The organism is Streptomyces griseocarneus, from assembly GCF_014655595.1.
In the GTDB taxonomy this organism is placed as follows: domain Bacteria; phylum Actinomycetota; class Actinomycetes; order Streptomycetales; family Streptomycetaceae; genus Streptomyces; species Streptomyces griseocarneus.
On the sequence record NZ_BNBL01000007.1, the window covers coordinates 39,417 to 59,320 of the forward strand.

A 19,904-nucleotide genomic window follows, 5' to 3' on the forward strand; every position below is an offset into this window, starting at 1 on the left:
GTCCCGGCTCCTCTGGAGACAACGGAGGACCCCTGGCCGGGGTCACGCCCCGGAAAAGTTCCCGGATCCGCTACCGATTCCTCATCGCTTGGGGAACGAGTTGGCGATCAAGGCCAACCCGGCGGCCCGCGCCACGGTCTAACCTCTCAGTGGAGGCGGGCTACCGGGAATGTCCGCGGCACACCGGCTGCATGGGGACGAATGCACATCTCATTCCTGATTCACAACGCGTACGGGATCGGCGGCACGATCCGCACCACGTACAACCTCGCGGGCACCCTCGCCGAGCACCACGACGTGGAGATCGTCTCCGTCTTCCGGCACCGTGACGAGCCCGTCTTCGCCCCCAGCGGCAAGGTGCGGCTGCGCCACCTGGTGGACCTGCGCAAGGGCAGCCCCGACTACGACGGCGACGACCTCGAGTACCGCACGCCCGCCTCCTTCTTCCCCGCCACCGAGGGCCGCTACAAGCAGTACAGCCGGCTCACCGACCGGCGGATCGCGGAGCACCTGCGGAACCTGGACTGCGATGTGGTCGTCGGGACCCGGCCCGGCCTCAATGTGCACATCGCCCAGCAGGCGCGCCGCGGCCCGGCCCGCGTCGGCCAGGAGCACCTGACACTGAGCACCCACTCGTCGCAGCTGAAGCTGACGCTGCGCACCCACTACCCCCGCCTCGACGCGGTCACCACCGTCACCGAGGCCGACGCCCGCACCTACCGCAAGCTGATGCGGCTGCCGGGCGTGCGGGTCGAGGCCGTGCCCAACAGCATCCCCGCCCCGGCGCTGGCCCCCGCCGACGGCAGCGGCAAGTGGGTCGTCGCCGCCGGCCGGCTCGCGCCCGCCAAGCGCTACGACGTCCTCATCCGCGCGTTCGAGAAGGTCGTCGCCGAGCGTCCCGACTGGCGGCTGAGGATCTACGGCGCCGGGGCAGAGCGCGGCAAGCTGCGCGCCCTGATCGACAAGCGCGGCCTCTACAACCACGTCTACCTCATGGGCCCCGCCACTCCGCTGGAGCCGGAGTGGGTCAAGGGCTCCATCGGCGCCGTCACCTCCAGCCTGGAGTCGTTCGGCATGACGATCGTCGAGGCCATGCGCTGCGGCCTGCCCGTGGTCTCCACCGACTGCCCGCACGGCCCCGGCGAGATCATCGACGACGGCGTCGACGGCCTGCTCGTCCCCGTCGGCAAGGTCGACGCCATCGCGGCGGGACTGCTGAAACTCATCAACGACGACGACCTGCGCCGGCGGATGGGCGCCAAGGCCCTGGAGAACTCCGCGCGCTTCGACCCCGGCGAGGTCGCCGGCCGCTACGAGAGCCTCTTCGCCGACCTCACCGGCCGCGGCGGCCTGCGCGGCTCGCTGCACCGCACCCGGGGCGCCCTGCTCAGCAGCGCCTTCCAGGCCAAGGACAGAAGCCGCTCCGCCCTGCGAAGGGTGCGTGCCGCATGACCCCTTCCACCGCGCCCGGCGACGCCGGCGACGGCCTGCCCGCAGCGGCCCCCACGACGGGCCGTCCGATCCCCACCTCCGAGGAGTGCGCCACCGTGTCTGCCCCTCCCCTGGCCTTCGGCGCGGGGAACCCCAGCGCCGACTGCATCGCGGACTCCGCGGGCGGACTCACCTTCGACCTCGACGTTCCCGGACAGTCCGCCGCCGACGCCGCGCACTGGTCCGCGGCGCTGGTGCTGCGCCGCCGGGACGCCGGCGACGCCGAGAGCCCCGAGGAGGAGGTGCGGCTGCCGCTCACGCCCAACGGCGAGGGCCGGCTGCGCGCCGTGCTGCCCAGCACGGTCGCCCTGCCCGAGGGCCGCTGGGACGTGCACGTCGCCTGCGGTGAGGCCCCCGCCCAGCGCCTGGTGCCCGGCATCGCCGACCTGCGCTCCCTGGTCGACCGCAGACCCGGCCCGAGCACCTCGCCGCTCGCGGTCCGCATCCCGTACGCGACCAAGCACGGCAACCTCTCGCTGCGCAGCTGGCTGCGCGGCCCGCACGCCGAGGCCGGGGACCTGCGCGTGGAGGCCACCGGGATAACCGGCCGGGGCACCCTCCACCGCGTCGAGCACCCCGGGGCGTGGCTCGCCGGCGCGGTCCTCGAGGCCCGCTGCCGCCGCGCCCCGGAGCTGGTGCGCACCGTGCCGGTGACCGCCGACGGGCCGGACTTCTCCTTCACCCTCCCCTTCGCCGCGCTGTGCGAGGAGTGGCGGGGCGGGCCGGAGGTCTGGGACCTGTGGCTGCGCGGCGGCCCGGAGGGCGCCGAGGAGGTCCGCGTGGCGCGGATCCTCGACGACGTCGCCGACAAGAAGCAGATCTTCACCTACCCGGCGCGGGACGTCGCCGCCTCCTACGCCCCCGCCCAGGTGGGGCCGTACTACACCGTCGACAACGACCTCTCGGTCCGGATCGACGAACGGCCGCCGGTGGGCGGCAAGTAGACGGAGCGGGGAGGATCAGCCGGCGGGCCCGGCCGCCACCGGCGGCTCGGCCCGCCGCACCGTCTCGGGGTGGTGCAGGTCGAAGGCCGGCGACTCCGAGCGGATGCGGGGGATGGCGGTGAAGTTGTGGCGGGGCGGCGGGCAGGAGGTCGCCCACTCCAGCGAGCGGCCGTAGCCCCAGGGGTCCTCGACCTCGACCCGCCTGCCGTAGCGGGCGGTCTTCCAGATGTTGTAGAAGAACGGCAGGTTGGACAGGCCCAGCAGGAACGCGCCGATCGAGGACACGGTGTTGAGAGCGGTGAAGCCGTCGGCCGCCAGGTAGTCGGAGTAGCGGCGGGGCATGCCCTCGGCGCCCAGCCAGTGCTGGACGAGGAACGTGGTGTGGAAGCCCGTGAAGAGCGTCCAGAAGTGCATCTTGCCCAGCCGCTCGTCCAGCATCTTGCCGGTGAACTTCGGCCACCAGAAGTAGAAGCCGGCGAACGTCGCGAACACCACGGTCCCGAACACCACGTAGTGGAAGTGCGCGACGACGAAGTAGGTGTCGGTGACGTGGAAGTCCAGCGGCGGCGAGGCCAGGATCACCCCGGTCAGCCCGCCGAAGAGGAAGCTCACCAGGAAGCCCACCGCCCACAGCATGGGCGTCTCGAAGGACAGCGATCCCTTCCACATCGTGCCGATCCAGTTGAAGAACTTCACCCCGGTGGGCACCGCGATGAGGAACGACAGGAACGAGAAGAACGGCAGCAGCACCGCGCCCGTGGCGAACATGTGGTGGGCCCAGACCACCAGCGACAGCGCCGTGATGGTCATGGTCGCGCCGATCAGCGTCAGGTAGCCGAAGATCGGCTTCCTGGAGAAGACCGGGATGATCTCGGTGATGATGCCGAAGAACGGCAGCGCGATGATGTAGACCTCGGGGTGGCCGAAGAACCAGAACAGGTGCTGCCACAGCAGCGCCCCGCCCCACTGGGCCTCGAAGACCACGGCCCCGAACCGCCGGTCGGCCTCCAGGCACAGCAGCGCGGCGGCGAGCACGGGGAAGGCCAGCAGGATCAGGATCGAGGTGAACAGCACGTTCCAGGTGAAGACGGGCATCCGGAACATCGTCATCCCGGGCGCGCGCATGCCGATGACGGTGGTGAGGAAGTTGACCGCGCCGAGGATCGTGCCGAAGCCGGACAGGGCCAGCCCCAGGATCCACATGTCGGTGCCGATGCCGGGTGAGCGGACCATGCTGCTGAGCGGGGCGTAGCCGGTCCAGCCGAAGGTCGCGCCGCCCTGGGGCATCAGCAGGCTCGCGACGACGATCAGGCCGCCGAAGAGGTAGAGCCAGTACGAGAGCATGTTCAGCCGGGGGAACGCCACGTCCGGCGAGCCGATCTGCAGCGGCATGATCGCGTTGGCGAAGCCGGCGAAGGCCGGGGTGGCGAACAGCAGCAGCATGATCGTGCCGTGGGCGGTGAAGGCCTCGTTGAACCGCTCGTTGGTCAGTAGCTGCAGGCCGGGACGGGCCAGCTCGGCGCGCATCACCATCGCGAGCAGGCCCGCGACGAGGAAGAAGCCGAACGAGGTGATCAGGTAGAGGTGCCCGATCTTCTTGTGGTCGGTGGTCGTCAGCCAGTCCACGATGATCCGGCCGGGACGCCGTGCCCGGGCCGGGCCTGCCGTGGCGGCCTGCGCGGTGTCGGTCCCCATCCCTGCCCCCTCGCTGTCGGCTCGCACGGGCTGCCCCGCCGTGGTGCGCGCGGAGGCAGTCGGGCACCCGCCATGATGCTCGCCGCGGGGCACTCCGCGCGAGAGTGCCTCGCGGACGGGCCGTCGAATCCGGCGCCCGGGGCCGGGGCCGATGTTCCCGGAATTTTATATTCCGGCCGGTGTGCGGGGACGGAAGCGGAAGGACCGTCAATTCCCGGGGCGCGCCGTGGCGTACGGCCGGGACATCGAATTCACCGGGAGTTTCCGTCGAACGCCGGCGAAACGCGGGAAAAGCGCGAGGAATTCACCGCAGGGGTATTGCGAAGACTTCGGCGGGGGTGCGGAAAGGCACGTATGAGTGATGCGCGGCGCGGCAAACCCCGACGAGTTCACTGTGACAGAAGTGTGACCAGTGGCGGACCGGGCGGGGACGGAAGTGTGCGGGGGCCCGGCTTCCGCGCCGGCGCCGCGGCGCCTACGGTGGCTGCCATGGCACCTCTTCCCGATCTCCCCGCAGAGCCGGACGACGACCTCGACGCCTACGTCGGCCTCGACGCCGAGGCCGCCGCCGACCGGGCCCGCGCCCGGGGCTGGACGGACGTACGGACGCTCGCGCCCGGCACGATCATCACCCTGCAGTACGTCTTCGGCCGGCTGAACTTCGAGGTGGAGGCCGGTACGGTGCGGCGCTGCTGGAAGGGCTGAGGCACCGGCGCCCGTACGCGAAGGCGGCCCCGGACGGTGTCCGGGGCCGCCTTCGGCGTGTGCGTCCGGGTCAGCCGCCCGCGGTGCCCGCCGTGCGGCCGCGGCCCGTCGCCGGGCCGAGCGGCGTGGTGCGGGGCACGCGGTCGGCATGCGGCGGGCGGCGGCTGCCGGTCGGGGTGACCGGGGTCCGCTCGGAGCGGATGGTGTGCGTCCGGGGGGACAGGTGCGGCCGGCCGTCCGTGACGCGGGACGGCGTCCCGCCCGGCCGGCCGCCGGCGCCCACCGGCTCGCGGACGGGCAGTTCGTCGTCGGCCGGAGTGCGCGGCGCGCCCAGCGCGACGGCCGCCGGGACCGGGACCGGGGCGAGGGTGACGCGGCGCTCGCGCAGCCGCCGCCACAGGGCCAGCAGCGTCGCCTCGGCGCGGGCCATCAGCGGCTCGAACCAGGGCAGGACCAGCAGCACCATCAGGCCCGCGGTCCAGCCGAGGGTCACGTCGCTCATCCAGTGCGTGCCCAGGTAGACGGTCGTCATCCCCACGCCCAGCGCCAGCAGCGCGGCGATCACCGAGGCGATCCGGCGGGTGTGCGGGGTGGTGGCCAGGTAGGCGAGGACGCCCCAGGTCACCACCGCGTTCGCGGTGTGGCCCGAGGGGAATATGTCGCCGCCGGCGAACATCTCGTTGGAGCCGATCGAGGTGGCGTAGTGCGGGCCGAGCCGGCCCATGCCGATCTTCGCGGCGCCCACGGTCGCGTTGAGCAGCAGCAACGACGTCCCCAGCACCAGCAGCGGGCGCAGGGTCTTCTGCTTGTGCGTGCACCAGCCCAGCCACGCGGCGACCGCCACGGCGGTCGGGCCGCGCTGGCCCAGCACCACGAAGTAGTCCAGGAAGGTGTGGATCTCCGGCCACTGCTTGTACGGCCGGAAGAGCATGACCTGCCAGTCGAACCGCACCGGCCAGGACGTGGTGAGCACGCCGACCACGATCGCCACATAGACCACGGAGGTCGCCACGAAGATCCCCAGGCGGGTCCGGGTCATCCGTGGTCGCACGGGATCGGTCGGGCGCTCCTCCGCTGGGACGAGCTCGTCGTTGGTACGCACTCAATCGACGTTACATTGCGTGACGGGAAGCTTCGGCCGATCGAGGCTCTTTGTGATGACGATGTGATGTGGAATGCGTCTCAATCGTGGCGCACCGCAGGTTTGAAGCCGCGGAATAAGAAACGGCTAAAGGTGCGTCAGCAACGCCTTAGGTCATTGCCCGGCCGTTTAATTCTTTTATGTACGGCGGAGTTTATCGGTGATTGGCCGGGCGGTTCCGCCGCGTTTCCCGCCGGCGGCCGCCCCGCGCCGAATTACGATCATGGCGGGCCGGAGCCGTGCAGCCAGAACGCTCCGTAGACGGCCGAGACGAGTGCCACCGCCGACACCACCGCCGCCGCGCGTACGGTGCGTAGCCGGGCCAGGGCCACCGCCAGGGGCAGCAGCAGCGGGAAGGCAGGCATCATCAGGCGCGGCTTGGAGCCGAAGTACCCCTTCGCCGTCAGCGCCAGCAGCAGTACCGTGCCGCCGTAGACCAGCAGCGGCAGCGGCTGTCCCTGCCGCACACCGGCCCAGTACAGCCGCAGCACCAGGGCGACGCCGATCAGCAGGCCCACCCCGGCCGGGAACGCCGGGGACGCCAGCATCTTCCCGACGAAGGAGCCGAACGCCAGCCCGCCGTCGAAGCCGTTGCCCCAGCCGCCCTGGACGTCCAGATAGCCCGTCGGGCTGCCGGTCCGCACGCCGACCCAGACGAAGTACGCGAGCCAGCCCAGCGGCGCCAGCGCCACGCCGAGCAGCAGCCGGGCCGTGGGGGGCCGTTCCCCGCCCCGGCGCGCCCGGACCAGGGCCGCGGCCGCGGTGATCCATACGGCCGCGACCACCGCCGCGCCCACCGGCCGGGTCAGCCCGGCCAGCGCCGCGAAGGCGCCCGCCCACACCCAGCGGCCGCTGATCACGGCGTACACGCTCCACGCCGCCAGCGCCGTGAAGAGCGACTCGGAGTAGGCCATCGACTGCACGACGCCGACCGGCAGCGCCGCCCACAGCACGACGAGCAGGACGCCGGCCCGCCGCCCGTAGAGCCGCTCGCCGACCGCGAAGATCCCCCAGGCGGCGAACAGCGAGGCCACGCCCGCGACCACCAGGCCCGCGTCGTTCGCCGAGAGCGGCACGAGCGCCGACAGCGCCCGCTCCAGCCACGGCAGCAGCGGGAAGAACGCCAGGTCGGAGTGGACCTTGCCGCCCGCCAGATGGAGGGTGTAGCCGTAGCCGTCCTCGGCGATGCGGGCGTACCAGAGGGAATCCCAGCGCGCCGACAGCAGCCGGTGCGCGCTCTTGCCGTCCGCCAGGCCCCACAGGGCCAGCGCCACGATGCCCAGCACCCGCACCGCCGCGTACAGCAGCAGGGCGGGGGCGGCCCGGCGCAGGGCCCGGCCCCGGGGCGGGGCGGCCGTGCCGGCGGGGGTGGCGAGAGTGGTCATCCGTCGATTGTCCCAGCACCGGCGACGTGCGATGTCGTGTGAGAGCTGCCACGTGGGTTCCGGCGGGACTCGCGTACTCTGTCGACTCACTCGCCCCTCGACACCGCCGGGGCCCCAGTTCCCCCCAGGCCGGCGAGCGGCCGCGAGCGCATGACACGGAGGTGTGTGGATGTCCGGGACGACCACGGCCGGACCCCGTCGGCCGGTCGGCGTTCCCCGGCAGCGGCTCCGGCCGCGCCGCACGGAGGGCCACGGCGTCCCCGGGGTGAGCCGGTGGACCGTGCTCGTCGTCCTGTGCGTCAGCCTGCTGCTCGTCGCCGTCGACGCCACCGTGCTGCACGTCGCGGTGCCGGCCGTCACCGAGGACCTGCGGCCGGGCGCCATCCAGCTGCTGTGGATCGTCGACGTCTACCCCCTGGTCTGCGCGGCCCTGCTCATCCTCTTCGGCACCCTCGGCGACCGCATCGGCCGCCGCCGGGTGCTGCTGCTCGGCTACGGGCTCTTCGGGGTGGCCTCCGCGCTCGCCGCGCTCGCGACCGCCCCGGAAGTCCTCATCGCCGCCCGCGCGCTGCTCGGCGCCGGCGGCGCGATGATCATGCCGGCGACGCTGTCCATCCTCCGCCAGGTCTTTCCCGACCGGCGGGAGAGGGCCCTGGCCATCGGGGTGTGGAGCGCGGTGGCCGCCGTCGGCGCGGCCGCCGGACCGCTGCTCGGCGGCTTCCTGCTGGAGCACTTCTGGTGGGGCTCGGTCTTCCTCATCAACATCCCGCTGATGGCGGTCAGCCTCCCGGTCGGGCGGTGGCTGCTGCCCGAGTCGACCGGCGACCGCGACGGCCCCTGGGACGTGCTCGGCGCGCTGATGGCGGCGTTCGGCCTGTTCGGCGCGGTCTACGGCGTCAAGCGCATCGGCGGCGCCGACCCGCTCTCCCTGGGCACGCTCGTCCCGGCGGCGCTCGGCATCGCGCTGCTCGTCCTCTTCGTCCGCCGCCAGCGGCGCCGCCGCCACCCGCTCGTCGACCTCACGATGTTCGCCCGGCCGGCCTTCGGCACATCGGTCGGCTGCATCGTGCTGGCCATGCTGGCGCTGGTCGGACTGGAGCTCGTGGCGGCGCAGTACCTGCAGCTCGTCCTCGGTCTCACCCCGCTCGAGACGGGCCTGCGCCTGCTGCCGCTCACGCTCGCCGCGATGGCGGCGGGACTCGCGGGCTCCCGCATGCTGCAGCGCTTCGGGCCGCGCACGATGGTCGCGACGGGGTTCGTGCTGACCGCGATGGCCGTGCTCTCGCTGACCGTGATGGGCAGCCAGGACCAGCCCGCCGTCATGGTCGCGGGCTTCGTCGTGCTGGGCTTCGGCCTGGAGACCACCCTCTTCGGGGCGTACGAGTCGATGCTGAGCGAGGCCCCCGCGAAGACCGCGGGCGGCGCCGCCGCGATCGGCGAGACCTCCTACCAGCTGGGCGCCGGCATCGGCATCGCGCTGCTCGGCAGCGTCATGAACGCCGCGTACACGCCGGGCGTGGAGGCCGTCCCGGGCGTGCCCAGCGCGGCGGGCGCCTCGGCGCGGCACTCGCTGGGCGAGGCCTACGCCGTCGCCGACCGGCTGGGCGGCGCGCCGGGTGCGGCGCTGCGCGCCGCCGCGCGCGACGCGTTCGTGCACGGCCTGCACGTCACCCTGGCGGTGAGCGCCGGACTGCTGTTCCTCGGGGCACTGGCCGCGCTGCGCCTGCCGCGCGTCATGGACTGCGGGCGGCCCACGGACTGACGGGCCCCCGGCCGGCCCCGCCCGGCCGGGTCTGGACGAGCGGGGTTACCCGGCCGTAGCGTCTGCGGTGACCGATGATCACCGCACCCCGTGCCGGAGGCTGACGTGTTCGACCCCCATGATCCGCTCGGCATCGACGACCTGCTCACCGACGAGGACCGGGCGATCCGCGACACCGTCCGCGCCTGGGCCGCCGACCGCGTCCTGCCGCACGTCGCCGACTGGTACGAGCGCGGCGAGATCCCCGGCATCCGGGAGCTCGCACGCGAGCTCGGTTCGCTCGGGGCCCTGGGCATGCAGCTGACCGGCTACGGCTGCGCGGGCTCCAGCGCCGTGCAGTACGGGCTGGCCTGCCTGGAGGTGGAGGCCGTCGACTCCGGCATCCGCTCGCTGGTGTCCGTCCAGGGCTCGCTGGCGATGTACGCCATCCACCGCTTCGGCTCCGAGGAGCAGAAGCTGCGGTGGCTGCCCGGGATGGCGGCCGGGGAGATCATCGGCTGCTTCGGCCTCACCGAGCCCGACCACGGCTCGGACCCCGCGGGCATGCGCACGTACGCCAAGCGCGACGCCGGCGGCGACTGGGTGCTGACCGGGCGCAAGATGTGGATCACCAATGGTTCCGTCGCCGGGGTCGCGATCGTCTGGGCGCGGACCGACGAGGGGATCCGGGGGTTCGTCGTCCCCACCGACCGGCCCGGCTTCTCCGCACCGGAGATCCGGCACAAGTGGTCGCTGCGCGCCTCGGTCACCAGCGAGCTGGTGCTGGACGAGGTCCGGCTGCCCGCCGACGCCGTGCTGCCGGAGGTCACCGGGCTGCGCGGGCCGCTGAGCTGTCTGAGCCACGCCCGCTACGGGATCGTCTGGGGCGCCATGGGCGCCGCGCGCACCTGCTTCGAGACGGCACTCGCGTACGCGCGGAGCCGGGAGCAGTTCGGCCGGCCGATCGCCGGCTTCCAGCTCACCCAGGCCAAGCTGGCCGACATGGCGGTGGAGCTGCACAAGGGGATCCTGCTGGCCCATCATCTGGGGCGGCGGATGGACGCGGGGCGGCTGCGGCCGGAGCAGGTGAGCTTCGGGAAGCTGAACAACGTGCGGGAGGCGATCGAGATCTGCCGCACCGCCCGGACGATCCTCGGCGCGAACGGCATCTCCCTGGAGTACCCCGTCATGCGCCACGCGACGAACCTGGAATCGGTGCTGACCTACGAGGGCACCGTCGAGATGCACCAGTTGGTGCTGGGCAAGGCGCTGACCGGCGTCGACGCGTTCCGGTGAGGGCCGGCCCAGCACTCGGCTCCGCTCGCCGCGCACACCCGGGGGGCGTTCCCCCGGGCCCCGGGCCGAAAGCGCCGGCGGCTCAGCTCTGGTTGAAGAAGCCGCCGTTCGCGCGGCCCATGGGCTCGCCGCTGACGACCTTGTAGTCGGCGGGGGTGAGCAGGAAGACGCGGTTGGCCACCCGCTCGATCGAACCGCGCAGCCCGAAGGTCAGGCCGGCGGCGAAGTCCACGACCCGCTTGGCGTCGCTGGGTTCCATGCCGGTGAGGTTGACGATCACCGGGACGCCCTCGCGGAACAGCTCGCCGATGCCCCGGGCGTCCCGGAAGCCGTCCGGGGTGACCGTGGCGATGCGGGTGCCCTGCTCCTGCGCGACCTCGTCGGCCACCCGGACCTTGGGGTTGGTCACCCAGGAGTCGCCGGGCTCGGGCCCCTCTGCGTAGTCGTCGTCGTAGTAGCGCTCGTCATCGCTGTCGTCGACGAGGCCAAGCCAGGCACTCGCCTTGCGCACCGATCCCATGGACGCCTCCTCTCACACGCGGTGTGTTCCGCCCGCTCCTCTATGGTCGTCCATGATGCGGATGATGTGCCAAGTGGATGGCGGCCATGCGGGGATTTCGTGACGCATCTGGTGCAAAGCGGGTGGCGGTGCGTCAGAAACTCCTATGAGTGGACCGCAGGCGTTGGACCTGGGCATATGCGGCATGCTGCGGACGGGGCGGGTTCCGGCCGAGCACGATTGTCCCCGGTGAATAGGATGCCCGGGCACATCGACACCACACACGGGGGCACGTTTTGTTCGGGATCATCAGGCCATGCCGTCACCGGCTGTCCGAGACCATGCGAACGGAGTGGATGGCCCATCTCTGCGGCCTCTGCCTGGCACTGAAGGGCGATCACGGGCAGCTTGCTCGAATAGCCACCAACTACGACGGTCTGGTCATATCCGTGCTGGTCGAGGCGCAGTCGTCGCGCGCCGACGGCCCGGAGGGCGCCGCCGCCTGGCGGCGCACGGCAGGGCCCTGCCCGTTGCGCGGAATGCGCTCCGCGCCCGTGGCGCGGGGCGAGGGCGCGCGGTTGGCCGCGTCGGTCTCGCTCGTCCTGGCATCCGCGAAGATGCGCGACCATGTCGCCGACGGGGACGGGATGTTGGCGCGCCGTCCGGTCGCGGCGGCCGCCCGCCGCGTTGCCGCCGTGTGGGACCGCGCGGGCGCCCGTACGGGATCGGAACTCGGCTTCGACACGGCCGTTCTGGTCGACGCCGTCGAACGGCAGGCAGGGCTCGAGGCGCTGGCCACGGCCGGCACCCCGCTGCTGGAGGTGACCGAGCCCACCGAGACGGCGACCGCCGCCGCCTTCGGGTACACCGCCGTCCTGGCGGGGCGGCCGGGCAACCGCGAACCGCTCGAGGAGGCGGGCCGGCTCTTCGGCCGGCTCGCCCATCTGCTGGACGCCGTCGAGGACCTGGACGAGGACGCCCGTACCGGCGCGTGGAACCCCATCGCCGCCACCGGCGCCCCGCTCGACGAGGTGCGCAGGCTGTGCGACGACGCGGTGCACGGCGTGCGCCTGGCGCTGCGCGACGTCGAGTTCGCGAGCAAGGCGCAGGGCAGGCTCGCGCACATCCTGCTGGCGCACGAGCTGGAACGTTCCGTCGACCGGGCGTTCGGGGCGAGCGGGTGCGCGACGGGGGGAGGCCATGAGCACCGCGGTGACCACGCGCACGCGCCCGAGGGCTCCTACGCTCCCTACGGCGCACCGCCGATGCCGCCGCCGCCCGGCCCGCCGCGGCCGCCGAGGCGCCGGCGCGGGCTGATCGCCGGATGCGCGGTGTGGACGGGGATGTTCTGCACCGGACAGATCTGCTGCAGGGATCCCTACCCGGACCCGTGGACCGGGGAGTCGCGCGAGGGCTGGTGCGCCAAGTGCGCTGACAAATGCGACGGCTGCGACGGTTGTAACAACTGCGACAGCTGCTGCGACTGTTGCAACTGCTGCGGTGGCGATGGTGGTGGGTGCGATTGCGGTTGTGACGGCTGCGGTTGCGACTGCTGAGGAGACGAACCGGCTGAGCGGGCGAGGGGAGGGCGCGGCCGAACGGCCGCGCCGGTGAAGGCAGCGGGGCCGGGCGCCCGGAGGCGCGGCCGGGGGAGGGCGGGGTCAGCGCGTACAGGAGGCGGACCACACCCGACCGAAGTCGATGTGGTCGCGGGTGACCAGCCGCTGCCCTTGTCGCATGTGCCAAGTGGAGCAGCCATCCGTTTCGCCGTCAACTGCCGCGAGACGCGCGGTCCATAGTGTGGACGGTGTTCCGGACAGGCTTGACAGCGAGCCGTGGCCCCGGCTTAGCCTCGACGTCCGGCCGTGCTGAGGGGCGCGGTCCATGTGAAGGCAGAACGTCCCGTGTTCGATCCCGCATCCACGGAGCCTTCGCATGCCCGCACACCCCCGTCCGCCCGCGGACGCCCCCGCTCCCGCCTCCGCCCCCTCCTCTGACTCCGCCTCTGACTCCGTCCCGTCCCTCGTCGTCGTCGGCGCGGGCCCCCGGGGCACCGGCCTCGTCGAACGCCTCGCCGCCAACGCGCCCGAGCTCTTCGGGACCGCCCGCCTCGACCTGCACCTCGTGGACCCCTACCCGCCCGGCGGCGGCCGCATCTGGCGGCGCGACCAGTCGCCGCTGCTGTGGATGAACTCCATGGCCGAGGACGTCACGATGTACACCGACGACAGCGTCGAGCAGGCGGGCCCGGTGCGCCACGGGCCCTCGCTCGCGGAGTGGGCGGCCCGCGTCCGCGACGGTGAGGAAACGATTGCGCTCGATCCCGGGACCGCCGCCGAGGCCCGCCGCCTCACGCCGCGGGGCTTCGCCGGGCGGCGGCTGCAGAGCGCCTACTTGTCCTGGGTCCGCGAGCGAGCGGTCGCCGCCCTGCCGCCGGGAATCACCGTCCACGAGCACCGCCGGCGCGCCGTGCGGCTCGCCGGGCCGCCCGACGGCAGGCAGCGCCTGTGGCTGGAAGGGCGCACCGAACCGCTCCACGCCGACCTCGTCGTCCTCGCGCTCGGCCACCTCGACGCCGAGCCCGCACCCCGCGAACAGGCCCTCGCCACCTTCGCCGCCGACCACGAACTGACCTACCTGCCACCCCAGTTCACCGCCGACAGTGACCTCGGCGGCCTGCGCCCCGGCGAGCCGGTGCTCGTCCGCGGCCTCGGCCTCGCCTTCGTCGACCTGATGGTGCTGCTGACCGAAGGCCGGGGCGGGCGCTACACCGCCGACGACAACGGAGCCCTCACCTACCACCCCTCCGGCCGCGAACCCGTCCTGCACGTCGGATCGCGGCGCGGCGTGCCGTACCGCGCCAAGCCCGGCTACGCCTGGCACGGCGAACGGCCCCCGCTGCCCCGCTTCCTCGGCCCGGCGCAGGTCGAGGAGCTGCGCCGCCGCCCCGGCCCGGCCGCCCGCCACCGCGACCTGTGGCCGCTCATCGAGAAGGAGCTGGGCTTCGCCCACTACCACCGCCTGTTCACCGCCCACCCGGCACGCGTGAGCGTCGGCTGGGCCGACTTCGAGGAGAAGTACGCCGCCTGCGAGCCCGGCAGCGCCGAACTGGACACGCTGGTCGCCGCGTCCGTGCCCGACCCGGCCGACCGCCTCGACCTCGCCGCCCTCGACACCCCGCTCGCCGGGCTGCGCTTCCCCGGCGAGGATTCGCTGCAGGACGGCCTGCGCGCGCACATCGAGGCCGACCTGGCGCGGCGTCACAATCCCTGCCACAGCCCGGATCTCGCCGTCTTCCAGGCGCTGTTGTCCGTCTACGGGCAGCTGGCGGCGCTCGGCGACACCGGCCCCCGGTGGCACGGCTTCTTCAGCTATCTCGCCTCCGGGCCGCCCGGCCCCCGGCTGCGGCAGCTGCTCGCGCTCTCCCGGGCCGGGCTGGTGCGCTTCCTCGGCGCGGACATGGACGTCGAGACCGATCCGGTGCGCGGAGTGTTCCGGGCGCGCAGTGCGAGCGTGCCGGGGCGGGCGGTCGAGGCCCGGGCGCTCGTCGAGGCGCGGCTACCGGAGCCGTCGGTCGGGCGGTCGCGGGATCCGTTGCTGCGGGGGCTGGCGGGCGAGGTCCGCGTCACCGGCGGGGGGTTGCTCGCCGTCCGTCCCGAGGACGGGCGTCTGCTGGGGCGGGACGGGCGGCCGCACGCGCGGCGCTTCGCGCTGGGGCCGCATACGGATGCGCGGGGGTCGGCGGCGTTCGCGCGGCCGGGCGGGAACGCGGCGGCGTTTCGGCAGAACGATGCGGCGGCGCGGGCCGCGCTTGGGTTTCTGCGGGGGTGCCGGGGGTGAGGCCGGTGCCGGGGCTGAGGCCGGTTGTCGTCTGCGGGCCAGTTGTGCCCACCCTCCCCCAGCTACCGCTGGGAGGTGCCCCCAGCCCAGCGGAACGACTGCCCACAACTTTCTTTCAAGCGGAACGGCCGCCCACAACTTCTCTCAAGGGACCTCTACATGCCTGAACCCACCCGTCCTCTCCATCTCGCCGTTGCCCTGGACCGTGTCGGTACGTACGACGCCGGGGCCTATGTGCGGGCCGCCCGGCTTGCCGAGCGGGGGAGGTTGGACTTCGTCACGCTCGGCGACTCGTTCGGGCCGCCCCGGCGGGGGGCCGGGCGGCTGGATGCCGTCGGGGTGCTCGCCCGGGTCGCGCCGGTCACCGAGCGCATCGGCCTGGTGCCGACCGTCACCACCACCCACACCGAGCCGTTCCACGTCTCCTCCTCCCTCGCCACGCTGGACTGGGTGAGCCGGGGCCGCGCCGGCTGGACCGTGGCCGTGTCCTTAGGCGAGGACGAGGCCCGGCACTTCGGCCGGCGCCCGGCGCCCACCGCGGAGGCGGCGTGGCGCGAGGCGGACGCGGTCGCCGACGTCGTCGCCCGGCTCTGGGACAGCTGGGAGGACGACGCCGAGATCCGGGACGTGGCCACCGGGCGGTTCGTCGACCGCGACAAGCTGCACTACGTCGACTTCCAGGGCCCCGGCTTCGGCGTCCGCGGGCCCTCCATCGTCCCCCGGCCCCCGCAGGGCCACCCCGTCATCGCCGTCGAGGCGGGCGCCGGGCCGTCCCGGGAGGCCGCCGCCCGGCACGCCGACGTGGTCTTCGTGCGCGCCGAGCACGCCGGCGACGCCCGCAGGGTCCGTGCCGTCCGCGACGATCTGCGCCGGCGTGCCCGGGACAACGGCCGCGACCTCGCCGGCGGCGGGCGGATCGTCGTGCTGGCCTCCCTGCCCGTCGCGCTGTACGCGGCGGCCGACGCCGTCGCCCTCGCCGACCTCGTCGGCGACTGGTACGCCGACGGCGTGGCCGACGGCTTCCACTTCCGGCCCCGCGACCCCGACCGGGACCTCGCGCTGCTCGTCGACGGGACCGTGCCCGTACTCCAGCACCGAGGCCTGTTACGCGCCTTCTATCCGGGCGGCACCCTGCGCGAGCACCTGTGCCTGCCCCGGCCCGCCAACCGCTACGCCTTCGCGAAGGAGACGGCATGACGCCCCCGCAGGCGCCCCGGCGGATGCACCTCGCCGCCCACTTCCCGGGCGTCAACAACACCACCGTGTGGGCCGTCCCACCCGCCGGCCCGACCACCACCCCTGCCGGAGGCGCTGCGCGCCGCCCCCCTCATTTCGGCAGCCAGATCGACTTCGCCTCCTTCGAGCACCTCGCCCGCGTCGCCGAACGCGGCCTGTTCGACTTCTTCTTCCTCGCCGAGGGGCTGCGGCTGCGCGAGCACAAGGGCCGCATCCACGACCTCGACGTCGTCGGCCGCCCCGAGTCGCTCACCGTGCTCGCCGCCCTGGCCGCGGTCACCGAGCGGCTCGGGCTCGCCGCGACCGTCAGTGCCACCTTCAACGAGCCCTACGAACTCGCCCGCCGCCTCGCCTCCCTCGACCACCTCAGTGGCGGGCGCGCGGCCTGGAACGTCGTCACCTCCTCCGACGCGTTCACCGGCGAGAACTTCCGCCGCGGCGGCTACCTCCAGCACGCCGAGCGCTACGCCCGCGCCGCCGAGTTCGTCGCCACCGCGCGCGAGCTGTGGGACTCCTGGACGCCCGAGGGCGTTCCCCGCCCCTTCGCCCACCACGGGCGGCACTTCCGGGTGTCCGGGGAGTTCGACGTCCCGCGGCCGCCGCAGGGGCACCCCGTCGTCATCCAGGCCGGGGACTCCGGCGAGGGCCGGGAGTTCGCCGCCGCTGCCGCCGACGTCGTCTTCAGCCGGCACGGCACCCTCGACGAGGGCCGTGCGTTCTTCGCCGACGTCAAGCGCAGGCTCGCGGCGTACGGGCGCGCCCCCGGCGACCTGAAGATCATGCCCGGGGTGACCCACGTGCTCGGCGACACCGCCGCCGAGGCCCAGGAGCGGGCCGCCGAGATCCGCAGGCAACAGGTCTCCCCGCAGACCGCCCTGCTGACCCTGGAACAGGTCTGGGGCCGCGACCTGTCCTCCTACGATCCCGACGGGCCGCTGCCCGCCGTCGACCCCGATCCCGGCGGCGAGGTCTCCCACGGCCGGGTCCGCCACCACGACCGGCTCGCCGTCGCCGCCCGGTGGCGGGCGCTGTCGGAGGCCAAGGGGCTCTCCATCCGGCAGACCGTGATCGAGACGACCGGCCGGCAGTCCTTCATCGGCACCCCGCGCCAGGTCGCCGACGAGATGGCGCGCTTCGTGGCCGCGGAGGCCGCCGACGGCTTCATCCTCGTCCCGCACCTCACCCCCGGCGGGCTCGACGAGTTCGTCGACCGCGTCGTCCCCCTGCTCCAGGAGCGCGGCGCGTTCCGTACGGAGTACTCGGGCCCGACCCTCCGCGACCACCTCGGGCTGGCCCGGCCGCGTGAGCGGACGTGACACCCCCCGGTACGCACCGGCTCGCCGGCACGCCCGACGGTCGGATTCCGGCCTTCCCCGGGCGGTGGCCCGAGGGTCCCGGGGACGGCGGGGGAGCGGAACCCCCTCGCGGGCCGAGGCGTCGAAGCGGCACGGCGGGAGCCCGCCGAGCGCGGTCCCGGCGGCCGGGAGAGCCGTCGGGGCGCCTTGGCGTGCGCCGGGGCGCGTCCGAAAGAGGCTCTTGCGCTGTGCCCCCTTGCGCCCGAATACTCCCGAGCAGCGCTTGTCAGGGGCACGGCGAAAACGGAACCCGGTGTGCCTTTTGGCCGCGCCTCACGGGCCCGTGCACGCCTCGGACCCCCGACCCCACTCGGGAGGAACAACGTGAGGAACAGGCGCACCACCCCCCGTACCGGCATCACCGGACGAGCCAGGATCGTCACCGTGGCGGCCGCCCTCGTCGCCGCCTCCGGCCTCGCCGCCACCGACGCCGCCCGGGCCGAGCCCGCCGGATTCTCGGCGGCGACGCTGTCCGCCGCGAGCGCGGCCGTGGAGTCGGCGGACGTCGCGGGCACCGCCTGGGTCGTCGACCCCGCCACCCGTACGCTCGTGGTCACCGCCGACTCGACCGTCTCCCCGGCGGACATCGCCAGAATCAGAGCGCAGGCGGGGCCGGACGCCGACGCGATACGCGTCGAGGTCGTGGCCGGAGCCTTCAAGAAGCTCATCGCGGGCGGCGACGCGGTCTACGCGCCGAGCTGGCGCTGCTCGGCCGGCTTCAACGTGCGCAAGGGAAGCACCTACTACTTCCTGACCGCCGGGCACTGCACCGAGGGCAAGCCGCCGTACTACGCCAACTCCGGTCACACCACGAGCATCGGCCCCACGACCGGGACCAGCTTCCCGGGCAACGACTACGGCATCGTGCAGTACACCAACGGCTCGCTTCCCCACCCGAGCGAGGTCAACCTCTACAACGGCCGCTCCCAGCGCATCACCGGCGCGGGCAACGCCTCCGTGGGCCAGAGCGTCCAGCGCAGCGGCTCCACGACGGGGCTGCACGGCGGCAAGGTCACCGGGCTGAACGCCACCGTCAACTACGGCAACGGCCAGGTCGTGCGAGGTCTGATCAAGACCAATGTGTGCGCCGAGCCGGGCGACAGCGGCGGCGCCCTCTTCGCCGGGTCCACCGCCCTGGGCCTCACCTCCGGCGGCAGCGGCAACTGCCGCTCCGGTGGCACCACCTTCTTCCAGCCGGTCACCAAGGCCCTCAGCGCTTACGGAGTGAGCATCTTCTGACGCTCCCGGTGACCGCCCCGGCCCCTTCGGGCCCGCAGACGTCTGACCGCGAGCGTTCCGCCCTTCCCCAGCCTGCGGCCAGCAGCACAGGAGCCCCCGGCCCCCTCGAGGACCGGGGGCTCCACCACGCCCGCCACGGGCCGGGGCGCCGCTTTGCTCGACCGCGGTGCGGCGCGGGCATACCGTGGACGTATCACCTGACGTGCACGGCGGCAGGGGGCGCGTGATGGTCGAAGACTTCGTGGTGGCGGCGGTCGCCGCCGTCTCGGCGGGCGCGGTGTACCTGTGCGCCGCGGCCCGGGTGGTCCGGCAGTACGAGCGCGGAGTGGTGCTGCGCCTGGGGCGGCTGCGCCACGAGATCCGCCAGCCGGGGCTCACGCTGATCGTTCCGGTCGTGGACCGGCTGCGCAAGGTGAACATGCAGATCGTCACCATGCCGGTGCCCGCCCAGGAGGGCATCACCCGGGACAACGTCACCGTCCGGGTGGACGCCGTCGTCTACTTCAAGGTCGTGGACCCGGCCGAGGCCGTCATCATGGTCGAGGACTACCGCTTCGCGGTCTCGCAGATGGCCCAGACCTCGCTGCGGTCCATCATCGGCAAGAGCGACCTGGACGATCTGCTGTCCAATCGCGAGAAGCTCAACCAGGGGCTGGAGCTGATGCTCGACAGCCCCGCGGTGGGGTGGGGCGTGCACATCGACCGGGTGGAGATCAAGGACGTCTCCCTGCCGGAGACGATGAAGCGCTCGATGTCGCGGCAGGCGGAGGCGGAGCGGGAGCGCCGGGCCCGGGTGATCAACGCGGACGCGGAGCTGCTGGCGTCGAAGAAGCTCGCCGAGGCGGCGCAGACGATGTCCTCCCAGCCGTCGGCCCTGCAACTGCGGCTGCTGCAGACGATCGTGGCCGTCGCCGCGGAGAAGAACTCCACGCTGGTGCTGCCCTTCCCCGTGGAGCTGCTGAGGTTCCTGGAGCGGGCGGGCCAGCCGCCGCCGGCGGCGCCGGGAGAGGCGGCCCCCGCCCCCGCTGCCGCCGAGGCCGTCCCGGAGACCACACCGGAGGTCACCTCGGAGGCCGTACCGGGTCTGAGCCCCGCTCCCGAGCCGGAGCCCGAGCTGCCGGCCGGGCGTGAGGCGGAGCTCGAGTCCGGGCTGCCGCCCCGGCGTGAGACCGAGCCCGAGCCCAAGGCCGAGCCCGAGCCTCCGGTGGGGCCCGACTAGGACCGGGCCGGCCGGGGGTGCCGTGACGCCGTAACCGGCGGCTTGCGCCCCGCCCCTCCCGTCCACGACAGGCGTCGGCGTGCGGCCCGCCATGGGGGCGCGCGTATGAAAATACGCG

The 19,904-nt window shown here is 73.4% G+C and carries 15 protein-coding genes; 11 read left to right on the plus strand and 4 right to left on the minus strand.

What is annotated here, in order from left to right; all coding sequences use genetic code 11:
- The first annotated feature begins 201 nt into the window (after positions 1–201).
- Both IE295_RS18840 and IE295_RS18845 read left to right on the plus strand, forming a co-directional pair.
- On the plus strand, positions 202–1,452 hold the full coding sequence (locus tag IE295_RS18840; RefSeq protein WP_190064861.1) for a glycosyltransferase family 4 protein: 1,251 nt from the start codon (positions 202–204) through the stop codon (positions 1,450–1,452).
- A complete protein-coding gene (locus tag IE295_RS18845; protein ID WP_224323194.1) occupies positions 1,449–2,435 on the plus strand; it encodes a hypothetical protein in 987 nt (328 codons plus the stop codon). Before IE295_RS18840 ends, IE295_RS18845 begins: the two co-directional genes overlap by 4 nt.
- Before the next feature lie 15 nt (positions 2,436–2,450).
- Here the strand turns inward: IE295_RS18845 and ctaD are convergent, their stop codons facing one another.
- Complete coding sequence (gene ctaD, locus IE295_RS18850) at positions 2,451–4,130, minus strand: aa3-type cytochrome oxidase subunit I (protein ID WP_190064862.1); 1,680 nt, start codon at positions 4,128–4,130, stop codon at positions 2,451–2,453.
- 489 nt (positions 4,131–4,619) lie between these two features.
- On the opposite strand from ctaD, the gene IE295_RS18855 reads away from it, so the two are divergent.
- Positions 4,620–4,835 (plus strand): I78 family peptidase inhibitor, encoded by a 216-nt coding sequence (locus tag IE295_RS18855; RefSeq protein WP_190064863.1) that lies wholly within the window; start codon positions 4,620–4,622, stop codon positions 4,833–4,835.
- Positions 4,836–4,905: 70 nt separating this feature from the next.
- Here IE295_RS18855 and IE295_RS18860 read toward each other — a convergent pair whose 3' ends face one another.
- Together IE295_RS18860 and IE295_RS18865 are read right to left on the minus strand one after the other, a co-directional pair.
- Positions 4,906–5,937 carry a phosphatase PAP2 family protein gene (locus tag IE295_RS18860; protein WP_190064864.1) on the minus strand — a complete coding sequence of 344 codons (1,032 nt, stop codon included), beginning with the start codon at positions 5,935–5,937 and terminating at the stop codon, positions 4,906–4,908.
- Between the two features lie 260 nt (positions 5,938–6,197).
- Positions 6,198–7,361, minus strand: coding sequence for a glycosyltransferase family 39 protein (locus IE295_RS18865; protein WP_190064865.1), 1,164 nt, complete (start codon positions 7,359–7,361; stop codon positions 6,198–6,200).
- A gap of 169 nt (positions 7,362–7,530) precedes the next feature.
- Between IE295_RS18865 and IE295_RS18870 the strand changes: the two genes are divergently transcribed.
- Together IE295_RS18870 and IE295_RS18875 are read left to right on the plus strand one after the other, a co-directional pair.
- Positions 7,531–9,123, plus strand: coding sequence for an MFS transporter (locus IE295_RS18870; protein ID WP_190064866.1), 1,593 nt, complete (start codon positions 7,531–7,533; stop codon positions 9,121–9,123).
- Positions 9,124–9,213: 90 nt separating this feature from the next.
- Positions 9,214–10,398 (plus strand): acyl-CoA dehydrogenase family protein, encoded by a 1,185-nt coding sequence (locus IE295_RS18875; RefSeq protein WP_190064867.1) that lies wholly within the window; start codon positions 9,214–9,216, stop codon positions 10,396–10,398.
- A gap of 82 nt (positions 10,399–10,480) precedes the next feature.
- On the opposite strand, the gene IE295_RS18880 is transcribed toward IE295_RS18875, so the two are convergent.
- Positions 10,481–10,918, minus strand: a complete 438-nt coding sequence (locus IE295_RS18880) for a cell division protein SepF (protein WP_190064868.1) — start codon at positions 10,916–10,918, stop codon at positions 10,481–10,483.
- A 275-nt stretch (positions 10,919–11,193) separates the two neighbouring features.
- Here IE295_RS18880 and IE295_RS18885 point away from each other — a divergent pair, with 275 nt between their 5' ends.
- The 6 genes from IE295_RS18885 (at position 11,194) to IE295_RS18910 (ending at position 19,786) form a co-directional block, all read left to right on the plus strand.
- Positions 11,194–12,453, plus strand: a complete 1,260-nt coding sequence (locus tag IE295_RS18885; RefSeq protein WP_190064869.1) for a DUF5685 family protein — start codon at positions 11,194–11,196, stop codon at positions 12,451–12,453.
- 379 nt (positions 12,454–12,832) lie between these two features.
- Positions 12,833–14,737 carry an FAD/NAD(P)-binding protein gene (locus tag IE295_RS18890; protein ID WP_190064870.1) on the plus strand — a complete coding sequence of 635 codons (1,905 nt, stop codon included), beginning with the start codon at positions 12,833–12,835 and terminating at the stop codon, positions 14,735–14,737.
- 159 nt (positions 14,738–14,896) lie between these two features.
- Complete coding sequence (locus tag IE295_RS18895) at positions 14,897–15,934, plus strand: LLM class flavin-dependent oxidoreductase (protein WP_190064871.1); 1,038 nt, start codon at positions 14,897–14,899, stop codon at positions 15,932–15,934.
- Positions 15,931–17,289, plus strand: coding sequence for an NtaA/DmoA family FMN-dependent monooxygenase (locus tag IE295_RS18900; RefSeq protein ID WP_190064872.1), 1,359 nt, complete (start codon positions 15,931–15,933; stop codon positions 17,287–17,289). Before IE295_RS18895 ends, IE295_RS18900 begins: the two co-directional genes overlap by 4 nt.
- Before the next feature lie 363 nt (positions 17,290–17,652).
- Entirely contained in the window at positions 17,653–18,567 is a 915-nt protein-coding gene (locus IE295_RS18905) for a S1 family peptidase (RefSeq protein WP_190064873.1), read from the plus strand.
- 226 nt (positions 18,568–18,793) lie between these two features.
- Complete coding sequence (locus tag IE295_RS18910) at positions 18,794–19,786, plus strand: slipin family protein (RefSeq protein ID WP_190064874.1); 993 nt, start codon at positions 18,794–18,796, stop codon at positions 19,784–19,786.
- Positions 19,787–19,904 lie beyond the last annotated feature (118 nt).